Raw genomic sequence first — 22,682 nt, 5'->3', positions numbered from 1 at the left:
GAAGATGTCAAATTTTGAGTTGTCCGATTCTCAAATATATGTTGCTGAACAACTAAGACCCATGCCCAGCAGTCAATCTGAACCATTTCAGGTGCAATTTTGGGGTGTACGAGGATTAATTCCTACTCCTAGCACCCATAACAGCCGCTATGGTGGTAATACTGCCTGTGTGGAGATATCTGTAGCCGGAAAACGCTTAATTTTCGATGGCGGGACTGGGTTACGCATTTTGGGAGGAATTTGGCAGGAACTAGAGCAACCTCTAGAAGCACATTTATTTTTTACTAATTCTCAATCTAATCGCATCCAGGGATTTCCTTTTTTCGCACCGGCATTTATCTCCGGCAATTGTTTTCATATCTATGGAACAGCAGCCTCCAATGGTGCATCAATTAAACAATGCCTGTGTGATCAAATGCTCCAGCCTCACTTTCCGTATCCCTTACAGGTGATGCAGTCAGCATTAGAATTTTATAATCTGACTCCAGGTAAATTAGTTGAGTTAAATAAAGATATCAAGATTACAACAGCATTAATTAATAAAACTCAACGTTCCATTGGCTATCGAGTGAACTGGGGGGATTACAACGTAGCTTATGCGACGGATTTGCACAAAATTATTGATTCAGACGAGCAAAAACGAATCTTACAAATAATTGAAGATGCTGATTTATGGATTACTAATGCCAACTATACTCCGCCTACAAATAATAAGCATGAAGCTACTGAATCATTTTGGAAAATAGCCGTGAATATGGCTCAAGAGGCTGGAGTAAAACGGTTAGTAATTTCCCATCACCACCCTGATGATGATGATGATTTTCTTGATCATGTTCAATCGGAAATTCAGTCAGTATTTCCCAAAGCATTACTAGCACGGGAAGGACTGATATTAAGTGTTAATTGATTAGCAATCCTTAATTAAGAACAAATGGGTAATGTATTTAACCCAGCAACATCTTGATTTGTTGGAGTTTAGCAGCTATTAAACCACTGCTAATTAATGCAGATGCTTGATTGATACCAGCTTGCATATTGGGACAGATTCCACTCCGCCATAGATAAAAACCACCATTCCATAGGGCTGTTTGCGTCAATTCGCTTTCTGTTCCCCTGAGAACCCCTTGCATATCCTTGATAAGTTCTTCTGTGGTAGTAAGAGGAACATTTTTAGTTGTAAAGCCATATTCACGGGGTGAAAGTTGTAGCCGAGTTAATTCTGCTGGATTTGGTGAAGATAAGCCGATAATAGCAGTGCGATCGCGTGGTAAATCACAACTGCCTTCTAATCCCTTCACAAAGGCAAATTTCGTAACCCCACGTAACCCTAGAGCCTCCTGAAACATGGCTTCGGTTGGGGGGTGAACAAAACCAGCAATAATATGAGCATCACCCATATAGGGACACCAAATTAACTCCATTGTTGCTAATGGTGGACGTTTTCCCAATTGCTCCCGATATTCCCATAAAGTTTGATTTAAAGGAAAATGCTTTGGTGTGTAAATAAAGCCAATTCCTGTTTCTTCAAAAACCTGTTGAGTTTTTGTCAGTGTTAAACTAGTCCAATCTGCTCCTAAACCTTGCCAAATCTCGATTATAGGTAAACCATACTTTGTTGGTAAGCGATCGCTCCCGTGCATAATTACAGGTTGTCCCGCAGCAGCTAATAACAAAGACGTAATTACATTAATTGGTGCGGTGCGGGTTCTGCCATCATAGGGTATCCCTAAAACGATCACAGGTTGTGCGATTGGTTGCAATTTGGGACCAAGTTCATCATAAGCATCTAACATCCCCGCTAACTCTTCCCCAGTCGGACGTTTAATACGATGAGCGATTAAAAACGCACCAATTTGGGCGGGTGTCGCTTCACCTAATAACATCATTTTTGTAGCAATACCAGATTCAGCGCGAGTTAAATTTTCGGAAGTATGACTACCACTACCTACTTTTTGAATAAATTCTCTAAATTTATGTGTCATTTGTCAGTTGTCAGTTGTCAGTGGAAAAAGGCAATAAGTAGAACGGACTGAATAATTCCTTTGTAGTGAGGACTTTAGTCCTCATTTAAGGGCTGAAGCCCTTACTACCAAATCATCTCAATATTTTTTACATTACTTAATCTAAGTTTGATTTATTTTTGTCTAGTTACTTAGTTAATAGCGCGTATTTCTTTAATTTTGAATTGCAGGAATATTATCCTTAACAAGTTGCCAAAAATGTTGAATAGGAGGAATCTGAAGACGATCTTGAGTTGTTACCATGACTACCCGACGGGTTAAACTGGAATGATCAGTTAAATTACTATTATTGGCTAGGGGACGAACTGCAAGGGTGGGATCATATCTAGCTTCTATTAATGCTGACTGGGGGAGTAAAGCAATCAGTTCTCCTTGACGAACTACTCCCCGAAAAGCATCGAGAGTATTGACTTCTAAGGCTGCTTTTAAGGTAGCTTCCATCTGTTCAAATCGATCTTGAATCAGACGTTGCATTCCATAGCCATCTTTAAATACTACTTGGGGATAACGAATTAACTCCAACCAAGGGATAGATTCATATTCAGCTAGGGGATGATTTGCTGCGGTGAGGACTTCTATGGGTTCATCATATAGGACTTCTACGGCCATTTCTTTGCCAGACATTAAGAAGCGATTGTGCATAACAATTGCTAAATCTACTAATCCATCTTTGAGAACTTTCAGAGAGCGATCGCTTCCTAATGATGTTACTCTCAATTGTACTTCTGGATAATCATGGCAAAATTTTTGTAACACTGGTGGTAAGTAGGAAGCACAGACAGAATGAATAGCTGCAATACATAATTCTGGTTGTTTTCCCCCCATTAAATCTGTCAATTCTTGTGTAGCAGATTCCCATTCTTGGCAAATTTTACGCACACGGGGCAGCAAACGTTCACCCCCTAAAGTTAATTTAGCATGGGTGCTGCGATGAAATAGTTCTATGCCTAAATCTGCTTCTAATCCCTGAATTTGCCTACTGATAGTAGATTGAGTCACACCACATTTTATTGCGGCTTGTTGAAAACTACCACTTTGAGCGATCGCCAAAAAGGCTTGCAACTGCTCTAAACGCATTTTGATATAGCCTAAGTATAAATTTATAACTTTTATTAATTTAACGGTTTCTCGGTATAATTTGAATTTAATTTAATTTTTCATCCAGTATTTAATTTACATCATCACATTAGCAAAAATACTTGCTCAGAGTTTTCTTTAATTTTAAGTTCCGCAGAGCGTCTAAACATGACCTATGGAGTAAAAATACTATTTGGGGTAACGGTGGTATCGCTGCTGACGTTATGGGGTAAACCAGCGAAAACAGCAGTTATTGATTATATCGCTCAACTACCTAACCCAATTATTCCCACAACACCAGAATTAACTCCTGTTAATCCCCAACAGTCTCCACTGTCTCCCCTGGATACAAATCCACCCACACTGCAACCGGGGGAAATATCACCACAAATTCCGGGGACAATTCGCGTAGAAGGCTTTGAATTTCAGGGAAATACTGCTTTTAGCGATCGCCAACTTACAGAAGTCACCAAGCCCTTTACAGACCGGGAAATCACCTTTGCTGAACTCATAGCGGTAGAGACAGCGATAGCGCAAAAATATATAGAAGCTGGATACATTAATTCTGGTGCGGTAATTTCCGCTAACCAAACCTTTCCCAAAGTTGGAGGAGTGGTAAAAATTCAGATTATTGAAGGAGAATTAACCGAAATTCAGATCATTGGCAATCGTCGCCTCAATTCCAATTATGTGCGATCGCGCTTAGAAATTGCCACAAAAAAACCCCTCAACCGTAACCGATTATTAGCAGCATTACAAATACTGCAACTAAACCCTTTAATTGCCAATATATCAGCCGAACTCCAACCAGGAACTCGTCCCCAGCAAAGTCGCTTACAAGTGCGAGTTAAAGAAGCGGATACATTTAGTAGTGAAATATTTACTGATAACAATCGTTCACCCAGCGTTGGTAGTTTACGCCGAGGGATAAAGATTAATCAAAGCAATTTACTAGGTTTAGGAGATGGATTAAATTTATCTTATACTAACAGTGATGGTAGTAATGCCTTTGATGGTAGTTATACATTACCTATCAATGCCCGTAATGGCACAATTGAATTTACCGCAGATTTGACCAATACTAACATTATTGAACAGCCATTTAATCGCTTGGATATTACCGGAAAATCACGCACATACCAACTTACATATCGTCAACCTGTTGTTCAAAAACCAAATCAAGAACTAGCTTTAGGGTTGACTTTTTCCCGCCAAAAAAGCCAAACTTCCCTATTAAACGAACGGTTTCCCCTATCTCCAGGAGCGAATAATCAGGGAGAAACCAGTATTTCCGCTTTCCGCTTTTTTCAAGAATATGTGCAACGGAATCCGCGTCAAGTTTTCGCAGCGCGATCGCAATTTTCACTAGGAACAGATATTTTCAATGCTACAGTTAATAATAATGCCCCAGACAGTCGTTTTTTCGCCTGGAGAGGACAAGGACAATATGTGCGTTTATTAGCACCAGAAACCTTGTTAATTCTGCGTTCTGATATTCAGCTATCTACAGATTCATTATTATCCTTAGAACAGATCGGAATTGGTGGTGCAAAAAGTGTGCGAGGATATCGTCAAGATCTAATTTTAACAGATAATAGTGCGATCGCATCTGCCGAAATACGTTTGCCTATTTTACGTTTACCAGAAATCAACAGCATTTTCCAAATAGCTCCTTTTATTGATTTTGGAGTCGGGTGGAATCATACTGGAGAAAAAGCAAATTCCCAATCAAATAGTTTACTGGGTACAGGTTTAGGGATAATATGGCAAATGAGCGATACCTTAAATGCTCGTTTAGATTATGGTATTCCTTTGATTGACGTAAAAGCAAATAATCAATCTTTACAAGATCAAGGTTTTTATTTCACTATTAATTATTTTCTATTTTAAATTATGAAAAGATTTTTTTTCACGCAGAGACGCAGAGACACAGAGAGAATTCAAGAGTTTAGGTGGAAATCTTCCTTTGCGCCTTTGCGCCTTTGCGTGAGACTCATTTCTATTTATTTACTTATTCCTTTCCCAGCCTTATCACAAATTATCCCAGATAATACTCTAGGTTCAGAAAATTCCCGGATTATCAATAATTCACTATCTGATCATATTGAAGGGGGAGCAATTCGTGATTCTAGCCTATTTCATAGTTTTCAAGAATTTAATATTGGTGAAGGTAGAGGAGCATATTTCACAAATCCCAATAATATCACAAATATCTTTACCCGCGTTACAGGTAGCAATCCTAGTAATATTTTTGGAACATTAGGAGTTTTAGGAAATGCAAATTTATTTTTCTTAAATCCCAACGGAATTGTTTTTGGAAAAAATGCTCGATTAGATTTGCGTGGTTCGTTTTTTGCTTCTACAGCCGATAGTCTGGTATTTAGTAATGGTTTTGAATTTAGTAGTCATAATCCTCAACTACCTTTATTAACTGTCAATATTCCTATTGGATTAAGATTTCGAGAAAATCCGGGGACAATTATCAATCAATCACAAGCAACAGGAATATTAAATTTACCAACAGTATCCCAACCTATTCCCATATCAGATCATCTCGGTTTAGCAGTAGACAACGGTAAAACTTTGGCTTTAATTGGTGGGAATGTTCAACTTGATCATGGTAATTTAACTGCTAATAACGGACAAATTATTTTAGGTAGTGCGACAAGTCCAGGTTTAGTTAATTTGACATTAACCCCAGAAAATTCAACTTTCAATTATGACAATATTCAGGATTTTGGCAATATTGAAATAACCAATAATTCACTGATTAATACTAGCGGTATTGGTGGTGGAAAAATAGATTTAAAAAGTAATAATATTCTTTTAAATAGTTCTCGTCTTTTGGCTTTAACTTTAGGAAATTTAGATGGAAAAGGCATAAATATCAATGCTCAAAAATTCCGCGCCCAGACAGGATCACAAATATCCACTACAACCTTTGCTGGTGGCGCTGGAGGGGCTGTAAACATCCGCGCTCAAGATGCTGTGGAACTCAGCGGTGTCGGCTTCTCTAGTCTGCAAACCTTGATAGCTACGTTTCTAATTACGGGAACAGTAAACCCTTTTGATTCCCCAGTTGTTTTAAGTAATAATACTTTTAGTAGCGGAACTGCTGGAGACATCACAATTGATACTGGTCATCTATTTTTAGAAAATGGAGCAGTCATAGGAGGTGGAACTTATGGACCTGAAAATGGCGGAAAACTCAATATCAATGCCAAAGTTGTCGAATTAGTCCGTTCAGGAATTAACAGTGGTACTTTTCAGGGAAGTACCGGCACAGGAGGAGATATTTTCATTAATTCAGAACAGTTAATAGTGCGTGATGGTTCTAGTTTGGCCAGCTTAAATCGGGGTGAAGGAGCATCAGGAAATATCAATATTCAATCCTCTGAATCAGTGGAAATACTGCGTACTCCGGCTGGAAGTGTATCACAAACCCTGATTGGAACAACTTCCTTTGGTGCAACTAGCAAAGCTGGAGATATTACCATTGATACTAAACGATTACTGGTATCTGATGGCGCGGGAATTACCTTAAGTAGTGGTGTGGCTATCGGTAATATTCTGCTCAATCCGACGGGGGGACCTGGAGGTAATTTAACAATTAGGGCGACAGAATTAGTAGAATTAGCGGGTGTGTCTGGGGTTTTGGCTAATGGAGGCCGGAGTATTAGTTTCCTCAGTACAGATACTTACACCAACAGTAGAGGAGGTGATATTTACCTTTCTACACCGATGTTGACTCTGGAGAATGGGGGGATAATTTCGGCGGCTTCTTTCGGTACAGGTGATGCCGGAAATATTACCATTGATGCTGGGCGTGTACAACTTTTAGGGAGTGAGAATGGAGAGGGATTAAATAGTAGAATTCAAGCTTCTGTGGGGATTGTGGGTGAGTTTATTAATCCCCAAGCTACAGCAAATGCAGGTTCATTAAATTTGAATATTCAACAATTGCTTGTCCAAAATGAATCTACAATCAATGTTCAGGCTTTAGGAACAGGGACTGCTGGGAGTATTAATATTATTGCTGAGGCGATCGCTCTCAATAATAAAGGTAGTATTAATGGTAGTACGGATGCAGGTGGTGGGGGAAACATTAATATCACAGCCAAAGATGTACAGTTACGTCGAGCCAGTACAATTACCACTGATGCGGGTAGTTCTGACGGTGGTAACATAAATATCAATAGCGAGATTCTTTTAGCATTTCCCCAAGAAAATACCGACATCACCGCCAATGCGCGGACAGCCCAAGGTGGCAAAGTTACAGTCAATGTCCCCTATATCTTCGGTTTTACAGCCGTTAGTCGAGAACAAGTCAGAGAGCGTCTAGGGCTGACAGATGCCGAATTTACAGCTTTACAAGTAAGTCCCACATCCTTGCTGATTACCAGTGATATCGCCGCTTTTTCCCAAGTATCAGGACCGTCTTTACAAGGGACTGTTACCTTTAGCACTTCTGGGGTAAATCCCGCCCAGGGTTTGGTAGAAATACCCCAAAATGTCGTTGATCCTAACACTTTAATTGCTGCTAATCCCTGCACAAGAGGCGCAGGAAGTGAGTTTTCTATCACTGGACGCGGAGGAGTACCACCAAGTCCAAATGACGCTCTCAGCGGTAATTTTCAGCAGTTTGCGTGGGTGGAGGCAGGGGAGCGGGGGAGCAGGGGGCAGGCAAGAGTGATTACCAATCACCAATCACCAACCCTTCGGCTACGCTCAGGGCAAGTCACCAATCACCAATCACCAATCCCTGCAAAAGGTTGGGTAATGAATGAAAAGGGAGAAGTAACGCTTTTAGCTTATGAACCAACAGGGCAATTTTCTCAACGTGATTGGCGACCTTTATCTCATTGTCAGCCACATTAACGAGACTCTGTTCCTTGGTTCGGAAGTCCAGGTCTTGTTACAGCAGCCCCTGCCGATTCTGCTTCAGCACCAGGACGAACATCACTACCCGATTCTTGACCAGTCATGCGATATCTTTCATCCATAGGAGTATCACCCTCTTCTGTAGTTGGTACAGTCGTCTCCATTCCTGGGTTATCTTGTGGTTCATTTCGAGCCTGATTTTCTCGCTGATCTGGAGGAGTTTTTGATCCCTTTGATGTTTTTGATGTTTTTGATGTCTTCGATGTCATGGATTTGTACCTTTTGAAGAAGTGATTCCATAACACTAGCTTTTAGTTTCTCATAAGTTTTCTATCCTCTGATAGGACTTGTCCTATGAGTAATACATACCTGAATCTCACTCTGTGGATAGATTGCTATTGAGGAAAAAGAACTATTAAGCTTAATAATCATCTCTTAATAAATCAGCAATCAAATTAAACTAAATATTCTTTTCCCTTGTCCGAAATTTTTTTCAATAAAGTTTGGAAGATAATATGACTTCATCAACAATTTTACAAAACTTTGAAAAACATATTCCCATTGTGGGAGATATTTCTAAAAAAAGTCCAGTGGCTTACCGAGCAACTCGTCTCTCCGTCAGTGCAGTAAACACTATGCAAATGGCAGTAGCCGAGTCTTATATCAACGGATTAGAAGTACCTGATTCTGTATTGCGATCGCTGTTTGATAGTTGTATGCCTGTCTTTTTTAAGTATTTTCCATCTCTGCTTGTACCCTACGAATGGGTATTAACAGAAACAGAGCATACTGCTGAAGGTGCGCCAGATTTAATGAAAATTCAGTATGATTTACCTCAAGCTATGCTGAATACCATGTTAGGTGATGGAAAACTCATTTATCCTAAATATAGTATGGGATTGTGGGAAAAAGGAGCAGCTAATCTTGAAGAATCGCAAATGCACATGATTGATGATGTCATTGATAAGTTAGAAATAAAAGATGGCGATAATATTTTAGATTTTGGCTGTGGTTGGGGTTGCGTAGCAAATTATATTCTTGCCAAATTCCCTAATGTCAAGTTTACAGGAATTAACTTGAGTCATGAGCAATGTGAATATATGCGTCAGAAAATGCAAGCTCCTGAAAGTTACCTTAGTTCTGGTCGTTTTACTCTCTATGAAGGAGATTTAAACGATGCCCAATTTGCAACAAAATTTGATAAAATTCTCTCACTTGGCGTTTTTTGTCATGTAGGTAATTTAACAAAAGCTTTCCGAAAGCTGGCATCTTTTCTCAAGGATAACGGACGGGTTTTTATTCACATTATCACAGTCCGCACTCCTAATAATATCTCCAGTGTTTTTACTCATAAATACATTTTTCCCCATGGCCGTTACTGGCAATATGATGCAGTTCCCAGCCATAATCAAGACCTAAAAACTATTAATCAATGGTATCTCAATGGCTCTAATTACTCCCGAACTATTACTGATTGGCTGAAAAATTTTGATGATTCTCAGGCAATAGTTAAAGATTTAGACTACGGTATTGAATATGCTAAATTTCGCCGTATCTGGCGGTTTTATTTGATTTGGTTTATCTCTAATTTTGCAAGTTGCAACGGTGAATATAACGGTAATGGTCAATATTTAATGGTTCATGCCTAATCTTTGATTTTAGTTGTTTTAGTTGGTTATTTTAGACATTGCTAGATCGCTCCTAACCCCCCCTTATTAAGGGAGGAAATAGAGTAAAAATCCCCCTTTTTAAGGGGGATTTAGGGGGATCAGATTAATTATAGCAGTATGCACTTGAGTGAGATACAGTCAGTAAATCGCAAAGCCTGTAGGGGCGCAGGGTCTGCGCCCTCGATTGTATTGCATCCTAGCGATAACCGCTATATTTAGTTTCTGTAAATTGAATTGAGAATAGACAGAGAAATTTTATTTACACCCTATTTGATCATTCTTTAGGTACTAAAGCAATACGATAACCCAAAGCATCTAAAAATTCAATTAAAGTATAAATTTCATTTCCGGCATTTTCTGATAATAATTTATCAAGTTTTTCATAACGTTCTTTGGCTATTTCTGAGAGATTATTAGCCAATATTCTGGCATCAATAATATCTTTTAAACCTGCACGCAGTAATTCTGGTTCACGTCCTTCCTCATCTAATTCTAAAAAAACTGCTAAATAGTCTCTAGCGTGTTCTTCATTTTGAAGAGAGGACATGAGATAATCATGTTAACTTCTGCTTTTAGCTGTTGCTGTTTTCACTTCTTTCATAATCTCTCCAATATTCTTTAGCTGTCAATATGTTTTGTTCTTGGGTGCTTTTATCACCACCACAAAGCAAAATTATTATTTTTGATCCGATTTGTCCAAAATAGATCCGATAGCCTGATCCATTGTAGGGGCAAACCCCCTGTGGTTGCCCCAAATTGCCCCAAAGATAGGGGTAGGCACGGGGGCGCTACCCCTACTGCGCTGAGGTGTTTGCGCTGACTTGGTTAGAGGAATTGAGTTTAAGCGACAACCAAATTACAACATTGCCAAATGCGATCGCCCAACTCCATAATCTTACATACCTGAGTGCTTTACAATTGCGTAATGATGAACGTTTATCAGATGAATCATTTTTAGAATTGATGAAACTGGTAATTGAACAATTACCATTAATTGGTAATGTCGTTAACCAACTTACATCTAAAGACAAATAAAGTAACTTAAATTAGGGTGTAACAGCGATAAAGTAACACACCCTACTAAATAGAATGATTTATTGAAAATAGTGTAAAATAATCATAATCATTCAAGAGGTGAATCATGGTTCAAACCTTAACTAAACCAGTAACCTTTGACGAATTTATCCAATGGTATCCAGAAACAGGATTACGCTATGAATTACACAACGGAGTAATTATTGAAGTGAACCCACCACTAGGAGATCATGAATTAGTTATTGGTTGGTTAGTCCGTAAATTATCAGCACAATTAGATAAACTTAACCTTCCTTACCTAATACCAAAAACAACATTTATCAAACCATCAAACTCTCAATCTGCTTATTCACCTGATATTTTATTACTAAATCCTGAAAACTTAGTTAATGAACCCTTGTGGAAAAAAGAATCAACCATTACTCAAGCGGCTTCTGTTCCTTTAGTCATAGAAATAGTTAGCAGTAATTGGCAAACCGATTATTCCACTAAAACAAATGATTATGAATCAATGGGTATTCCTGAATATTGGATAGTTGATTATGCTGCTTTTGGTGGGAGAAGATTTATCGGTAATCCTAAACAACCCACTATTTCAGTTTATTCCTTAATTAATGAAGAATATGAAGTTAATCAATTTAGAGGTGATGATCAAATCATATCTCCACTTTTTCCAGATTTGAACTTAACTATTTCTCAGATTTTACAAATAATATAAATATGGTAATTTAGATTTATTAATGAAATTTACTCAATCGCTTTTAAAATCAATTTTATTGTTTTTCTTCTCTCTGTTGTTGATAATTGGCGTTACTCCTGTAATGGCTCAAATCCAACAACCACAGACAATTATTCAACAAGCTCGGATTCTTTATAATGCGGGAAAATTTCCAGAAGTTATCCCTTTATTACAACAAGCTGCAACCAGATTTAAAAATCAGGGAGACTTCTTACATCAAGGTATGGTATTAAGTAATCTCGCTGCAACCTTCGGACAATTAGGACAATGGAAACAAGCAGAAGAAAATATCAATTCTAGTCTTTTCCTCCTCAAATCTCAAACTCCGACTTCCGAACAACAGCGCATACTTGCCCAAACTCTCGATATTCAAGGACAATTACAACTAGAACGGGGTAAAATTCAAGATGCTTTAGATACTTGGATTATATCAGCTAAAATCTATCAACAGCTAGGAGAAAAAGACCGAATTATCCAAAATCAAATTAACCAAAGTCTAGCTTTACAATCATTAGGATTATATCCCAGAGCTTGCCAAATACTATTACTATCTTTAAATTTAGAAACATCAACCTGTGAAGTTGATTCTGCAACATTAGCAACTTGGAAAAACCAATCATTCTCTTTACAGAATATACAATCTCTAAATGCTTTAGGTCATGTTCTGCGAGTTTTAGGACAGTTGCATGAATCCCAACAAGTTTTAAATTTGGGTTTACAAGCTGCTGAAAAATTAAATCTTCCTCAAATCCCAGCAGAAGTTTATTTAAATATTGGGAATACAGCCCGTGCTTTTGCTAATCAACCCGGTTTAAATAAACAACAAAAAAGCCAATATCAAGAAACTGCAATTGCGGCTTATATTAATTCTGCTCAATTAGCAACTCGTCAAAATACTCAAATTCAAGCTTTATTAAATCGTCTCAGTTTATTGGTAGATTTGCAAAAGTGGCAAGAAGCGCAAACTTTATGGTTAACAATAAAACCACAAATTAACCAAATCTCTAATAATCAAACTGGAATCTATGCTCAAATTAATCTAGTTGAAAGTTTAATCAAATTAGCAATACATTCTTCTGAATCATTTACAGAAATTGAGGAAATTCTCAACCGCGCTTATCAACAATCCCAAAAATTAGGAACTCCCCGTACTCAAGCTTATATATTACTCACCCAAGGAAAATTATCGGAACTACAAAAACAATGGAAAAAAGCCGAAAATTATACAACTGAAGCATTGAATTTAGTACCATCTTTTGAATATCCTGATATTGCTTATCAATTATTCTGGCAATTAGGACGAATTCAACAATTACAAAAAAATCCTGAAGGGGCAATTTCTCAATATACCCAATCTATTAAAATCCTGGGTTCTTTGCGCGGTGATTTGGTGACAGTTAACCCTGATGTCCAATTTTCTTTTCGGGAAAGTGTCGAACCAATTTATCGGGAGTTAGTGGGATTATTATTAAAAGAAGAATCTCCCAGTCAGGCTAAATTGCAACAAGCACGGCAGATAATTGAATCTTTGCAATTAGCAGAATTAGATAACTTTTTCCGTGATGCTTGTGCAGATGCTAAACCGAAATTAATTGATCAAATTGATCCAACTGCGGCTGTTATTTATCCGATTATTTTAAATGACAGACTAGAAGTTATTCTCTCTATTCCTGGTAAACCTTTACGTAAATATACAACTGATCAACCCCAAGCAGAATTAAAAACTACCATTAAGCAAGCCCGAATTTCTCTGAGAAGGACGGCTTTTCCCCAAGAGCGATTACCCATAGTTCAAAAACTCTATAATTGGTTAATTCGTCCCGCTGATGCTGATTTAACCGCTAATGGTATCAAAACTTTGGTATTTGTCTTGGATGGTTCTTTGCAGAGTTTACCAATGGCCACGCTTCATGATGGTCAACAATATCTCTTGGAAAAATATAACATTGCTCTGACTTCTGGACTCCAACTTCTTGAACCTAAACCCCTCACCCAAGTTAAACTCAAAGCTTTAATTGCAGCACTCACAGAAGCACGTCAGGGTTTTCCCGCTTTACCAGAAGTGGCTACTGAAGTTCAGCAGATTTCATCGGAGATACCCACAAATACCCTTTTAAATCAGCAGTTTATAGTTGAGTCCCTACAAAAGCAAATTAAAGCCGTATCTTTTCCCATTGTGCATTTAGCTACACATGGTCAATTTAGCTCTAATGCCGCAGACACCTTTATTTTGACTTGGAATCAGCGGCTAAATGTCAATGAATTAGACCACTTATTGCGAGAATCGCGCAACGATAACCAAAAACTTCCCATTGAGTTGTTAGTTCTCAGCGCCTGTGAAACGGCTTCTGGTGATGAACGTGCGGCGTTAGGTTTGGCAGGTATAGCAATTCGTTCGGGCGCTCGTAGCACTGTGGGGACTCTCTGGCAAGTTAATGACGAATCTACATCTATTCTCATGAGTGAGTTTTATCGGCAATTGGCTAAATCTAAAGTTAGTAAAGCCGAAGCTCTGCGTAATGCTCAACTATTGCTCTTAAAAAATCGCAAATTCCAAAATCCTTATTTTTGGTCTCCTTTTGTGTTGGTAGGAAATTGGCAATAGTCATTAATTACTCTGTCACGGTTGCTCTCTGCTTTCGGCGAGAAATGTGGGTTAAAGAGGTTTATCTCAACAAATGTGGGTATAAACTTGATATTAACCGCTATAAAAATAATGATTTATAATTAATTTCTTATGGATTGTAAAAAATTGTAAACCTTGTATATTTAAAGAAGTTAATACATAATTTATCTTTGCTAGTTTCTTGTCTGAAATCAGGAATTTCAAAATCAACATCAGACAGATACAAATCAAGTTTTAACTATTCGTTACTTTAACTTTCTATTATCTATGACATTACCTGAGCCTCAAACTGATATTCCAGAAATTACCCAGACACCTGCCAAATCAAGCCGTTGGCCACGGTTATTTTTAGCTGCACTATTATTGATTGGGGGTGGAATGGGAATTGCTTGGAAATTGCTAACTCCTGAAAATCCCACTCCAGCAACGGCTAATGCCCGACCTCCAGCGGTAAAAGTTAAACTATCAGCAGTGCAAACAGGCACAGTTGAAGAGAGTACAGAATATATAGCCAGTCTAGAATCTCGGCGTTCAGTTAATCTGCAACCTAGAATTCAAGGACAAGTTGCTCAAATATTCGTGAAATCAGGAGATCCAGTTTCCGCTGGGACTGCTATTCTGCAAATAGATTCTAGACAACAACAAGCCGCAGTTAGTAGTTTATCTGCTGCTGGTCAGGGTTCGCAAGCACAACTAGAAAACGCTCGCGCTACCCTCAAATCTTTACAAGCAGAACGGTTAGCTAATGTTGCTGATGTGCGCTTAAATCAACTAGATTATAATCGCTATTCTGAATTAGCTGCACAAGGGGCTGTATCTCGCCAAACGCAAGATTTATATGCAAATAAACTGGCGACAGCTAAAGCTCAACTTGGGGCGATAGATTCCCGCATTCAAGCCCAAATAGCCACTATATCCCAGGTAGAAAAGTCTTTATTACAAGCTGATGCCAATATTAGACAACAACAAGTAGAACTTCAATATTACAAAATTACTGCCCCCTTTACCGGTACTGTTGGCGATATTCCCGTAAAAGTAGGGGATTTTGTGAATACTTCCACACCCTTAGCGACAATCACCCAAAACGGACCTTTAGAAGTTAAAATTCCTGTCCCCCTAGAAAAAGGTCCGCAATTGCGTCAAGGATTACCAGTGGAATTAATTAATGCTCAAGGTCAAATCATTGGCAATAGTCGCGTATTTTTTATATCTCCCAATATCACTAATAATTCTCAATCAATTTTAGTTAAAGCCCTTTATAACAATACTAATGGACAACTGCGAGCAGATCAATTAATTCGGGCTAAAATAATTTGGAATCAGCGTTCTGGAGTTATAATTCCCACGACTGCTATATCTCGAATAGCGGGAGAAAACTTTGTATTTGTAGCCGAAACCCAAAAGTCTCCTGAAGGTGTTTCCCAATTAATAGCCAGACAAAAACAGGTGAAGTTAGGCAATATCAAAGGTAATGATTACCAAGTAATTTCAGGATTACAACAAGATGAAAAATTGATAATTTCAGGTGTGCAAAATCTCAGAGACGGAGTACAAATAATTGACAATTGACAATTGACAATTGACAATTACAAATTACTAATTACCAATTTATGTTTGTTGACTTTTTTATTAAGCGACCTGTATTTACCAGTGTCTGCGCTATTATCATTTTGCTGGTTGGTGCAATCAGTATTCCGACATTACCCACCGCCCAATATCCAGATATTAGTCCAACGCAGATTATTGTCAGTTCTAATTATGTCGGTGCTACTGCGGAAATTGTTGAAAGTACCGTAACGACAATTTTAGAACGGCAGATTAACGGTATCGAAGGCATTAAATATATGACTTCGAGTAGCAGTAATGACGGCACTAGCACCATTACTGTGACATTTGATGCTTCACGGGATAAAGATATTGCTGCGGTTGATGTGCAGAACCGTGTTACCTCGGCTGAACCTCAGTTACCAGAAGCAGTGAAGCAAACAGGAGTGACTGTGAGCAAACAGTCTAATAATATTCTGCTAGGGATGGGTTTGTACAGTGATAATAAAGGCTTAGATAATGTCTTTTTAAGTAATTATGCTGATTTATATATAACAGATGCCCTGAAACGTATTAAAGGTGTCAGTGAGGCGCGGATTTTTGGTGAACGCCGCTATGCGATGCGTCTGTGGCTGAATCCGAATAAACTGGCTACGCGGAATTTAACTACAGACGATGTGATTAATGCCCTAAATGAACAAAACTTACAGGTAGGTGCGGGGCAAATTGGACAGCAGCCAGCCCCAGATGGTCAGATGTATCAAATTGACTTGAGGGCAGTTAGTCGGCTGACGGAAGTAGAGGAATTTGATAATTTAGTTATTAAAACTGCGGCTGACGGTAGTTTGATTAAGTTGAAAGATGTGGGGAGAGCGGAACTTGGCGCTCAAAACTATAGCTCATTTCTCCGCTTTAAGGCGAATGAAGGTGTAGGGATTGGGATTTTTCCGACACCGGGAAGTAATGTCTTGAACGTTGCTAATTCAGTCAAAAAAGAAATGGAGCGATTGTCCCAAAGCTTTCCACCGGGGATGAAATATCAAGTGGCATTTGATACCACTACGATTATAGAAGAGTCACTAGCAGAAGTGATAAAAACATTATTAGAAGCGATCGCTCTGGTTGTTCTTGTCATCTTTATTTTCTTACAAGATTGGCGCATTACTCTAATTCCTGTAATCACTATTCCCCTGGCTTTAATTGGGACTTTTGCTTTTGTTAAAGCTTTTGATTTTTCCATCAACATCTTAACCATGTTTGGTTTAACTCTCGCCACGGGAATGGTAGTTGATGACGCAATCATCGTAGTTGAAGATATCTCCCGTTTAATTCAAGAAGAAGGAATACCACCCCGCAAGGCCGCTTCTTTGGCTATGTCCCAATTAACGGGGGCTGTAATTGCGACTTCGCTAGTATTAATGGCTGTGTTTGTCCCAGTAGCCTTTTTCCCTGGTTCAACTGGACAAATTTACAAACAATTCGCCCTGACAATTGCCTTTTCCATCACCATTTCTACATTTTTAGCTCTGACCCTTACCCCTGCTCTTTCGGCTTTACTGTTGCGACCTAGACCCCAACCCAAAGGCATTTTCGGCTGGGTATTCGGTCGCATTAACTGGTTTTTAGAAGCCATGCGCCGGGGATATGAGCGATCTTTAAGGTTTTTAACAAAAATCAAAGCCATTGTGGCGATCGCATTTATTGGTTTATTAGGTGTCACAGCTTGGCTTTACATAACTGTACCCACATCATTTTTACCGGACGAAGACCAAGGTTATTTCATTACAATTATCCAAGGTCCAGAAGGTTCTTCACTCAAATACACCAGTAAAGTCATGAGTGAGGTAGAAGCACAAATCCTCAAATTACCAGAAGTTGTAGGTACTTTCGCCGTTGGTGGCTTTAGTTTTAGTGGAAATACGGCTAACAGTGGCATAATTTTCACTACTCTCAAATCCTGGGACGAACGCACCAAACCAAATCAGTCAGTCCAAGCCCTGATTAGTCAATTAAGACAAAGCTTCTCAGGAATTACCGAAGCCAACGTTTTTCCAGTCAATCCCCCCGCAATTCGCGGTTTAGGTAGTTTTAGTGGTTTCCAATTTCAGTTACAAGACATAGCCGGCACTAACAGCTTAAATTCTATGCTGCAAACGGTGGGTCAGTTCATGAGAGAGGGAAATCAAACCCCAGAACTGCAAGCTGTATTTAGCACTTTTAAAGCCAATACACCGCAAATCTTAATTGAAGTTGACCGCAATAAAGCTAAATCTCTGCAAGTTTCCATTGACGATATTTTTAAAACCCTCCAAACTTATTTGGGTTCACGATATGTGAATGATTTTAATTTCCTTTCTCGCACATATCGGGTATATATCCAAGCCGATGCTCAATTTCGATCAAATCCTGATGATATCGGTTTATTAAATGTCCGTTCTGAAACTAATCAAATGATTCCTTTGAGTAGTTTAGTAAAATTAACTCCAACAACTGGAGCGCAAACTATTAATCACTATAACTTGTTTCGTTCTATTGAAATTAATGGTTCTCCTGCTCCTGGAACTAGTTCTGGACAAGCAACTTTGGCTATGGAACAACTAGCTAAAAAGATTTTACCCACAAGTATGGGATATGAATGGTCAGGTATTGTTGCTGAGGAAAAAGAATCTGGTGGACAAGCACCAATCATTTTTGGTTTAGGCTTAGTTTTCGTCTTTTTAGTCTTAGCTGCTCAGTATGAAAATTATGTTGATCCTGTGATTATTCTGTTGTCAGTTCCCTTAGCTATTATGGGAGCTTTAGCATCACAATCATTACGGGGTTTAAGTAATGATGTGTTTTGCCAAGTAGGGTTAGTGATGTTAATTGGTTTAGCAAGTAAAAACGCAATTTTGATTGTAGAGTTTGCTAATCAATTACAAGAACAACAAGGTTTATCAATTACGAAAGCAGCGGTAGAAGCAGCACAAGGTCGTTTACGTCCAATTCTCATGACGGCTTTTTCCACTTTGCTGGGTATTTTTCCCCTAGCAACTGCCACAGGTGCAGGTGCAGCAAGTCGTCAATCTCTTGGTACGGCTGTGTTTGGGGGAATGTTTGTGGCGACTTTTCTAAGTTTGTTTATTGTGCCAATTCTTTATATCATTATTGGCAAAATTCGCCAGCGTTTGCAACCTGTTCATAAGTAGGGCTTGGAGAAGGTGACAGGTGACAGGAAAGAAGGAATGAACCACGTTCGCGAAGCGTCCCGTTAGGGATAGGAACGAAGGACACGTTCGCGCAGCGTCCCGTTAGGGATAGGAAAGAGAGTTTGAGAGATATTTGGCGTAAGTCCTAGTTCTTAGTTGTCAATTGTTCAGAAGTCACTGAGGAAGAATGAGAAGGAGATCAGATAATTTTCGCCAGATGTGTACGCAAATGAGGAGAAACTCTGTTCCATTGTTTTTTGTGCTACAGATTGTAGTGTGAAATGTAGTTTTAAAGTTATGATGAATTTTCCACAAGGGTATTTTATTTTCTCTGAGTTTTCAGTATAATCACATTAGTTCTGATAAAAATGAAAATTAATTTATCTCCGTAAGCTGTATAAACTAAAAAAGGAGTTGTTTCTGAACTCCTGCTACGCCTAGCTAATAAATCCTTTCTCAGTAAATACCGATAATATCCGTCCATGGAAAAATACTTAGAAATTAACAATCATCATGGCGGAAATGTCGTAGATATACCTTGTTTATATAATTAGTAACTTTCACTCCTAAATTATGAATATGCAAAAATTATCTCGTTCTTTATTATCTCTGCTCTTTACCGGACTGGTTTTACTGCCCTTAGCACCAGCCGAAGCTGTGACTTTTCGCGCTAAAGGTAGTCCCAATAAAACCGCAGGGGGAGCAAGTAGAGGCATTTGTCAGCAACTGGGAACGGTATCTTCCCAACCAATTTTAACGGCATTAATACCAGCTACAGATAAGGAATTAACGACTGCGGCTTATCCCACAGTTTTAGTAAAAATATCTGAACCAGCAACTCGCAAGGCTGAGTTAACTTTATGGGATGGAGAAGGAAACGGCATTTACCAAACTGTCGTTGATTTGGCTTCTACCCCTGGTATTACTAGCTTTAAAATTCCGAAAGCGGCAGGACCATTGGCAGTTGGTAAGCAATATAAATGGAATCTGGCTTTGATTTGTGATCCTGAAGAACGACAACGGGATATTGTTTTGGAAGGAACTTTAGAACGAGTCGAACTCAGTTCTACTCTGAATAGTAGTCTCGCCACTGCCAGTCCGTTAGAAAAAGCTAAACTCTATGCTCAAAATGGGTTATGGTATGACACTGTAGCCACAATGGCTGATTTAAAGCGATCGCTTCCCCAAAATACTCAAATTGGTGCTGAATGGCAAGAACTACTTCAGTCGGTTGGACTAACTGAACTTAGTCAAGTTCCTCTAGTTGATTGTTGTCAACAGCCCAAAAATTAAACTTCCGCTGATGTGATTAAACTCAAACAGTTCCTCAATAGCTGGCGAGCAGTATTGGTAATCTCTCCATCAGTAGCGGGTTTCATCATTCTCATGCGGGTTCTGGGGCTGTTTCAAATGATAGATTGGGCAGCACTTGATCAGTTTTTTAAACTGCGTCCCCCAGAGCCTCCCGACTCCCGCATTGTGATAGTTACTATTGATGAAGACACCATTAGAAAAGTTGGAACATGGCCTATCCCTGATGCTGTACTTGCAAAAATGTTGGATAAAATCCGCCAACAAAAACCTATAGCAATTGGGTTGGATTTATATCGAGATTTACCTGTACAACCTGGTAATGACAAACTAATTGAGATTCTCAAATCTACACCAAATCTAATTGGCGTAAAAAAGGTAGTAGGAGATGGATTAGGACCGGAAGTAAATCCTCATCCTATCTTGAATAAACTTAATCAAATAGCGGCTTCCGATTTATTACTAGATGCTGATGGGAAAGTCCGTCGGGGTCTAATTTCTCTTGAGTCTAAATCGGATGAGCAAGTGATGAGTTTGGCAACCACACTATCTTTAATGTATTTGGAAAATAAGAATATTCAGTTACAAGAATTAGATGCAGATAAACGTCATTATCAATTAGGAAAAGCTACATTTATTCCGTTTGAAAAAAATGATGGTGGTTATATTCGCACTGATGATCAAGGTTATCAGATTTTATTGAATTTTCGTGGTAGGGAAGACCAGTTTCCAACATATTCAATTATGGATGTGATCAATGACAAAGTACCAAAAGATTGGGGACGCGATCGCATTATTTTAATTGGGGCAACTGCGGCAAGTTTACATGATGATTTCTTCACTCCTTATAGTAGTTCTGTTAGTGCTTTTCCAGAAAGAATGCCTGGGGTAGTTATTCATGCTAATGTTGTTAGTCAAATTTTGAGTGCTGCACTAGATAATAGACCCATGATGCGGGGTAGTTCCCAAGCAATACAATGGTTATGGATTATTTTATGGTCTTTTATTGGTGCTATTCTCGGTTGGACTTTGCGTTCTCAAAAATTTATTCATAGAAATATTTCTTATAAAGAAACGATATTAAGTTTAATAGTGGCTGGAAGTAGTTTAATGTTCGGTTCTTACTGGGTTTTTCTGCAAGGTTGGTGGATTCCTGTTGTCCCACCTTTGCTAGGTTTAGGAGGATCGGCGATCGCTATTGCTATCTACACTACCAGTTTAGAACGTCAAGACCGATACACTCTCATGGCACTATTCAAACAGCAGGTTACATCTCAAGTCGCCGATGAAATCTGGACTTCTCGCCATAATTTACTCCAAAAAGGGTCCATTGTCGGGCGAGAAATGACTGCAACCGTACTCTTTTCAGATTTGGAAGGTTTTACCTCAATTGCCACAACTATCAGTCCTACGGCTTTAATGTCTTGGCTGAATGAATATATGCAAGCCATGGCTGATATCGTTTTGGAATATAACGGGATGGTAAATAAATTTATTGGTGATGCCGTAATGGCGCTGTTTGGTGTACCAATTGAACGGACAAGATTAGCCGAAATCGCTATTGATGCTCAGAATGCCGTTGCTTGTGCTTTAGCAATGGCCGATAAATTGCGATCGCTCAATCAACAATGGCAGTTATCAGGTAATCCCACCGTCGCTATTCGTATTGGTATTGCCACAGGAACAGTCGTCACCGGTATGTTAGGCAATGCCCAAAGAGCCGAATATACAGCCTTGGGAGATACTGTCAACGTAGCTTCTCGTCTAGAAAGTTATGATAAATCTTTCAATAGTGGACTTTGCCGAATTCTCATTAGTGAAGAAACTTATCAACATATCAAAGATAAGTTTCCTACCAAATTTATCGGCAGTTGTCAGTTAAAAGGACGGGATGAATTAACTCACATCTACCAAGTTTTAGGATCTTAAGCTGTCTTCACAAAAACAGAACCAGCTTCAATTTTAGCTTGATAAGTTTTCAGAGGTTTTTCCGCAGGACTCTTTTTGACCTTACCATCACGAGCAAATTCTGCACCATGACATGGACAGACAAACTTACTTTGTTTTGCTTTCCATTCAATCGTACAACCTTGATGAGTACAGTTAGGATTCACAGCAATCAATTTTTGTGTTGCTTGAGAAGTTCCCACTACTAACACTGCACCAACTGGCGAATTCTCGGCTAATAATTGACCAGTTTTATCTAATTCTGCAATACTACCCACCTTTTGCCAGCCTTTGTTAGTATCATTAGATCCAGAAGTAGCCGATGTACTGGTTTCAGGAGAACAAGCAGCGATCGCCACAGGTAGAGAACTAGCTAAACAACCCAATCCCACCCAATTGATAAACTCACGACGTTTCATAGTTGCTTGTAATTAATGTGTTATTTTTCACTCCCATCTATTATTACTGTTAAACTTTGATACTGTCATTTAAAAAATTTAATCACAAATAATGAGATCCCCTACTTCTCAAAGAGGTCGGGGATCTGGGTGTTATATTTAGACATCAAAAAAATTTAAATATGCGTTATTTAGAATCCTTGTAGAGACGTTCTATGGAACATCTCTACATTTTTTCACCAGC

Annotated in this window: 16 protein-coding genes and 1 pseudogene; 11 read left to right on the top strand and 6 right to left on the bottom strand. The window is 38.8% G+C overall.

Annotation, left to right across the window (positions count from 1 at the left end; genetic code table 11):
* The first annotated feature begins 4 nt into the window (after positions 1-4).
* A complete protein-coding gene (locus FJR04_RS07015) occupies positions 5-907 on the top strand; it encodes an MBL fold metallo-hydrolase (RefSeq protein ID WP_168493103.1) in 903 nt (300 codons plus the stop codon).
* 37 nt (positions 908-944) lie between these two features.
* Here the strand turns inward: FJR04_RS07015 and FJR04_RS07010 are convergent, their stop codons facing one another.
* Together FJR04_RS07010 and FJR04_RS07005 are read right to left on the bottom strand one after the other, a co-directional pair.
* The gene (locus tag FJR04_RS07010; protein WP_168493101.1) at positions 945-1,982 is read right to left on the bottom strand and encodes an anthranilate phosphoribosyltransferase family protein; all 1,038 of its coding nucleotides are present in this window, start codon (positions 1,980-1,982) and stop codon (positions 945-947) included.
* A 192-nt stretch (positions 1,983-2,174) separates the two neighbouring features.
* Positions 2,175-3,098 carry a LysR family transcriptional regulator gene (locus FJR04_RS07005; RefSeq protein WP_168493099.1) on the bottom strand — a complete coding sequence of 308 codons (924 nt, stop codon included), beginning with the start codon at positions 3,096-3,098 and terminating at the stop codon, positions 2,175-2,177.
* A 168-nt stretch (positions 3,099-3,266) separates the two neighbouring features.
* On the opposite strand from FJR04_RS07005, the gene FJR04_RS07000 reads away from it, so the two are divergent.
* Positions 3,267-4,988, top strand: a complete 1,722-nt coding sequence (locus tag FJR04_RS07000; protein ID WP_168493097.1) for a ShlB/FhaC/HecB family hemolysin secretion/activation protein — start codon at positions 3,267-3,269, stop codon at positions 4,986-4,988.
* A 3-nt stretch (positions 4,989-4,991) separates the two neighbouring features.
* The gene (locus FJR04_RS06995; protein WP_168493095.1) at positions 4,992-7,976 is read left to right on the top strand and encodes an S-layer family protein; all 2,985 of its coding nucleotides are present in this window, start codon (positions 4,992-4,994) and stop codon (positions 7,974-7,976) included.
* Here FJR04_RS06995 and FJR04_RS06990 read toward each other — a convergent pair.
* Positions 7,973-8,248 carry a hypothetical protein gene (locus FJR04_RS06990; RefSeq protein ID WP_168493093.1) on the bottom strand — a complete coding sequence of 92 codons (276 nt, stop codon included), beginning with the start codon at positions 8,246-8,248 and terminating at the stop codon, positions 7,973-7,975. The two genes, FJR04_RS06995 and FJR04_RS06990, sit on opposite strands and share 4 nt — an antisense overlap.
* Positions 8,249-8,494: 246 nt before the next feature.
* Here FJR04_RS06990 and FJR04_RS06985 point away from each other — a divergent pair, with 246 nt between their 5' ends.
* On the top strand, positions 8,495-9,628 hold the full coding sequence (locus tag FJR04_RS06985) for a cyclopropane-fatty-acyl-phospholipid synthase family protein (protein ID WP_168493091.1): 1,134 nt from the start codon (positions 8,495-8,497) through the stop codon (positions 9,626-9,628).
* 295 nt (positions 9,629-9,923) lie between these two features.
* On the opposite strand, the gene FJR04_RS06980 is transcribed toward FJR04_RS06985, so the two are convergent.
* Both FJR04_RS06980 and FJR04_RS26090 read right to left on the bottom strand, forming a co-directional pair.
* Positions 9,924-10,196 (bottom strand): DNA-binding protein, encoded by a 273-nt coding sequence (locus FJR04_RS06980; RefSeq protein ID WP_168493089.1) that lies wholly within the window; start codon positions 10,194-10,196, stop codon positions 9,924-9,926.
* 25 nt (positions 10,197-10,221) lie between these two features.
* Positions 10,222-10,371 (bottom strand): annotated as a pseudogene (locus FJR04_RS26090) (type II toxin-antitoxin system RelE/ParE family toxin); the annotation flags it as partial.
* A gap of 85 nt (positions 10,372-10,456) precedes the next feature.
* On the opposite strand from FJR04_RS26090, the gene FJR04_RS06970 reads away from it, so the two are divergent.
* From FJR04_RS06970 to FJR04_RS06940, 7 genes are all read left to right on the top strand, one after another.
* Positions 10,457-10,684, top strand: coding sequence for a leucine-rich repeat domain-containing protein (locus tag FJR04_RS06970; protein ID WP_168492932.1), 228 nt, complete (start codon positions 10,457-10,459; stop codon positions 10,682-10,684).
* 106 nt (positions 10,685-10,790) lie between these two features.
* On the top strand, positions 10,791-11,402 hold the full coding sequence (locus FJR04_RS06965) for a Uma2 family endonuclease (RefSeq protein ID WP_168493085.1): 612 nt from the start codon (positions 10,791-10,793) through the stop codon (positions 11,400-11,402).
* Between the two features lie 22 nt (positions 11,403-11,424).
* Positions 11,425-14,028, top strand: a complete 2,604-nt coding sequence (locus FJR04_RS06960) for a CHAT domain-containing protein (RefSeq protein WP_168493083.1) — start codon at positions 11,425-11,427, stop codon at positions 14,026-14,028.
* Positions 14,029-14,316: 288 nt separating this feature from the next.
* Positions 14,317-15,618: an efflux RND transporter periplasmic adaptor subunit gene (locus FJR04_RS06955; protein WP_168493081.1), complete on the top strand. Its 1,302-nt coding sequence runs from the start codon at positions 14,317-14,319 to the stop codon at positions 15,616-15,618.
* A 41-nt stretch (positions 15,619-15,659) separates the two neighbouring features.
* On the top strand, positions 15,660-18,782 hold the full coding sequence (locus FJR04_RS06950) for an efflux RND transporter permease subunit (RefSeq protein WP_168493079.1): 3,123 nt from the start codon (positions 15,660-15,662) through the stop codon (positions 18,780-18,782).
* A gap of 573 nt (positions 18,783-19,355) precedes the next feature.
* Positions 19,356-20,075, top strand: coding sequence for a DUF928 domain-containing protein (locus tag FJR04_RS06945; RefSeq protein ID WP_168493077.1), 720 nt, complete (start codon positions 19,356-19,358; stop codon positions 20,073-20,075).
* A gap of 12 nt (positions 20,076-20,087) precedes the next feature.
* Complete coding sequence (locus FJR04_RS06940) at positions 20,088-22,022, top strand: CHASE2 domain-containing protein (RefSeq protein ID WP_371717348.1); 1,935 nt, start codon at positions 20,088-20,090, stop codon at positions 22,020-22,022.
* Here FJR04_RS06940 and FJR04_RS06935 read toward each other — a convergent pair.
* Positions 22,019-22,459, bottom strand: a complete 441-nt coding sequence (locus FJR04_RS06935) for a ubiquinol-cytochrome c reductase iron-sulfur subunit (protein WP_168493075.1) — start codon at positions 22,457-22,459, stop codon at positions 22,019-22,021. The two genes, FJR04_RS06940 and FJR04_RS06935, sit on opposite strands and share 4 nt — an antisense overlap.
* Positions 22,460-22,682 lie beyond the last annotated feature (223 nt).

Source organism: Anabaena sp. UHCC 0204 (assembly GCF_009711975.1).
GTDB lineage: Bacteria > Cyanobacteriota > Cyanobacteriia > Cyanobacteriales > Nostocaceae > Dolichospermum.
The sequence above is the reverse complement of the archived record's forward strand: the minus strand, read 5'-3'. Positions and strand labels throughout refer to the sequence as shown.

What these genes read in the sequence shown, in the direction of transcription:
- FJR04_RS06965 (WP_168493085.1), top strand. Translation starts at nt 10,791, where the DNA reads ATGGTTCAAACCTTAACTAAACCAGTAACCTTTGACGAATTTATCCAA.
- FJR04_RS07015 (WP_168493103.1), top strand. Translation starts at nt 5, where the DNA reads ATGTCAAATTTTGAGTTGTCCGATTCTCAAATATATGTTGCTGAACAA.
- FJR04_RS06990 (WP_168493093.1), bottom strand. Translation starts at nt 8,248, where the DNA reads ATGACATCGAAGACATCAAAAACATCAAAAACATCAAAGGGATCAAAA.
- FJR04_RS06945 (WP_168493077.1), top strand. Translation starts at nt 19,356, where the DNA reads ATGAATATGCAAAAATTATCTCGTTCTTTATTATCTCTGCTCTTTACC.
- FJR04_RS06960 (WP_168493083.1), top strand. Translation starts at nt 11,425, where the DNA reads ATGAAATTTACTCAATCGCTTTTAAAATCAATTTTATTGTTTTTCTTC.
- FJR04_RS06980 (WP_168493089.1), bottom strand. Translation starts at nt 10,196, where the DNA reads ATGTCCTCTCTTCAAAATGAAGAACACGCTAGAGACTATTTAGCAGTT.
- FJR04_RS06950 (WP_168493079.1), top strand. Translation starts at nt 15,660, where the DNA reads ATGTTTGTTGACTTTTTTATTAAGCGACCTGTATTTACCAGTGTCTGC.
- FJR04_RS06995 (WP_168493095.1), top strand. Translation starts at nt 4,992, where the DNA reads ATGAAAAGATTTTTTTTCACGCAGAGACGCAGAGACACAGAGAGAATT.
- FJR04_RS06955 (WP_168493081.1), top strand. Translation starts at nt 14,317, where the DNA reads ATGACATTACCTGAGCCTCAAACTGATATTCCAGAAATTACCCAGACA.
- FJR04_RS06985 (WP_168493091.1), top strand. Translation starts at nt 8,495, where the DNA reads ATGACTTCATCAACAATTTTACAAAACTTTGAAAAACATATTCCCATT.
- FJR04_RS06935 (WP_168493075.1), bottom strand. Translation starts at nt 22,459, where the DNA reads ATGAAACGTCGTGAGTTTATCAATTGGGTGGGATTGGGTTGTTTAGCT.
- FJR04_RS07010 (WP_168493101.1), bottom strand. Translation starts at nt 1,982, where the DNA reads ATGACACATAAATTTAGAGAATTTATTCAAAAAGTAGGTAGTGGTAGT.
- FJR04_RS07005 (WP_168493099.1), bottom strand. Translation starts at nt 3,098, where the DNA reads ATGCGTTTAGAGCAGTTGCAAGCCTTTTTGGCGATCGCTCAAAGTGGT.
- FJR04_RS07000 (WP_168493097.1), top strand. Translation starts at nt 3,267, where the DNA reads ATGACCTATGGAGTAAAAATACTATTTGGGGTAACGGTGGTATCGCTG.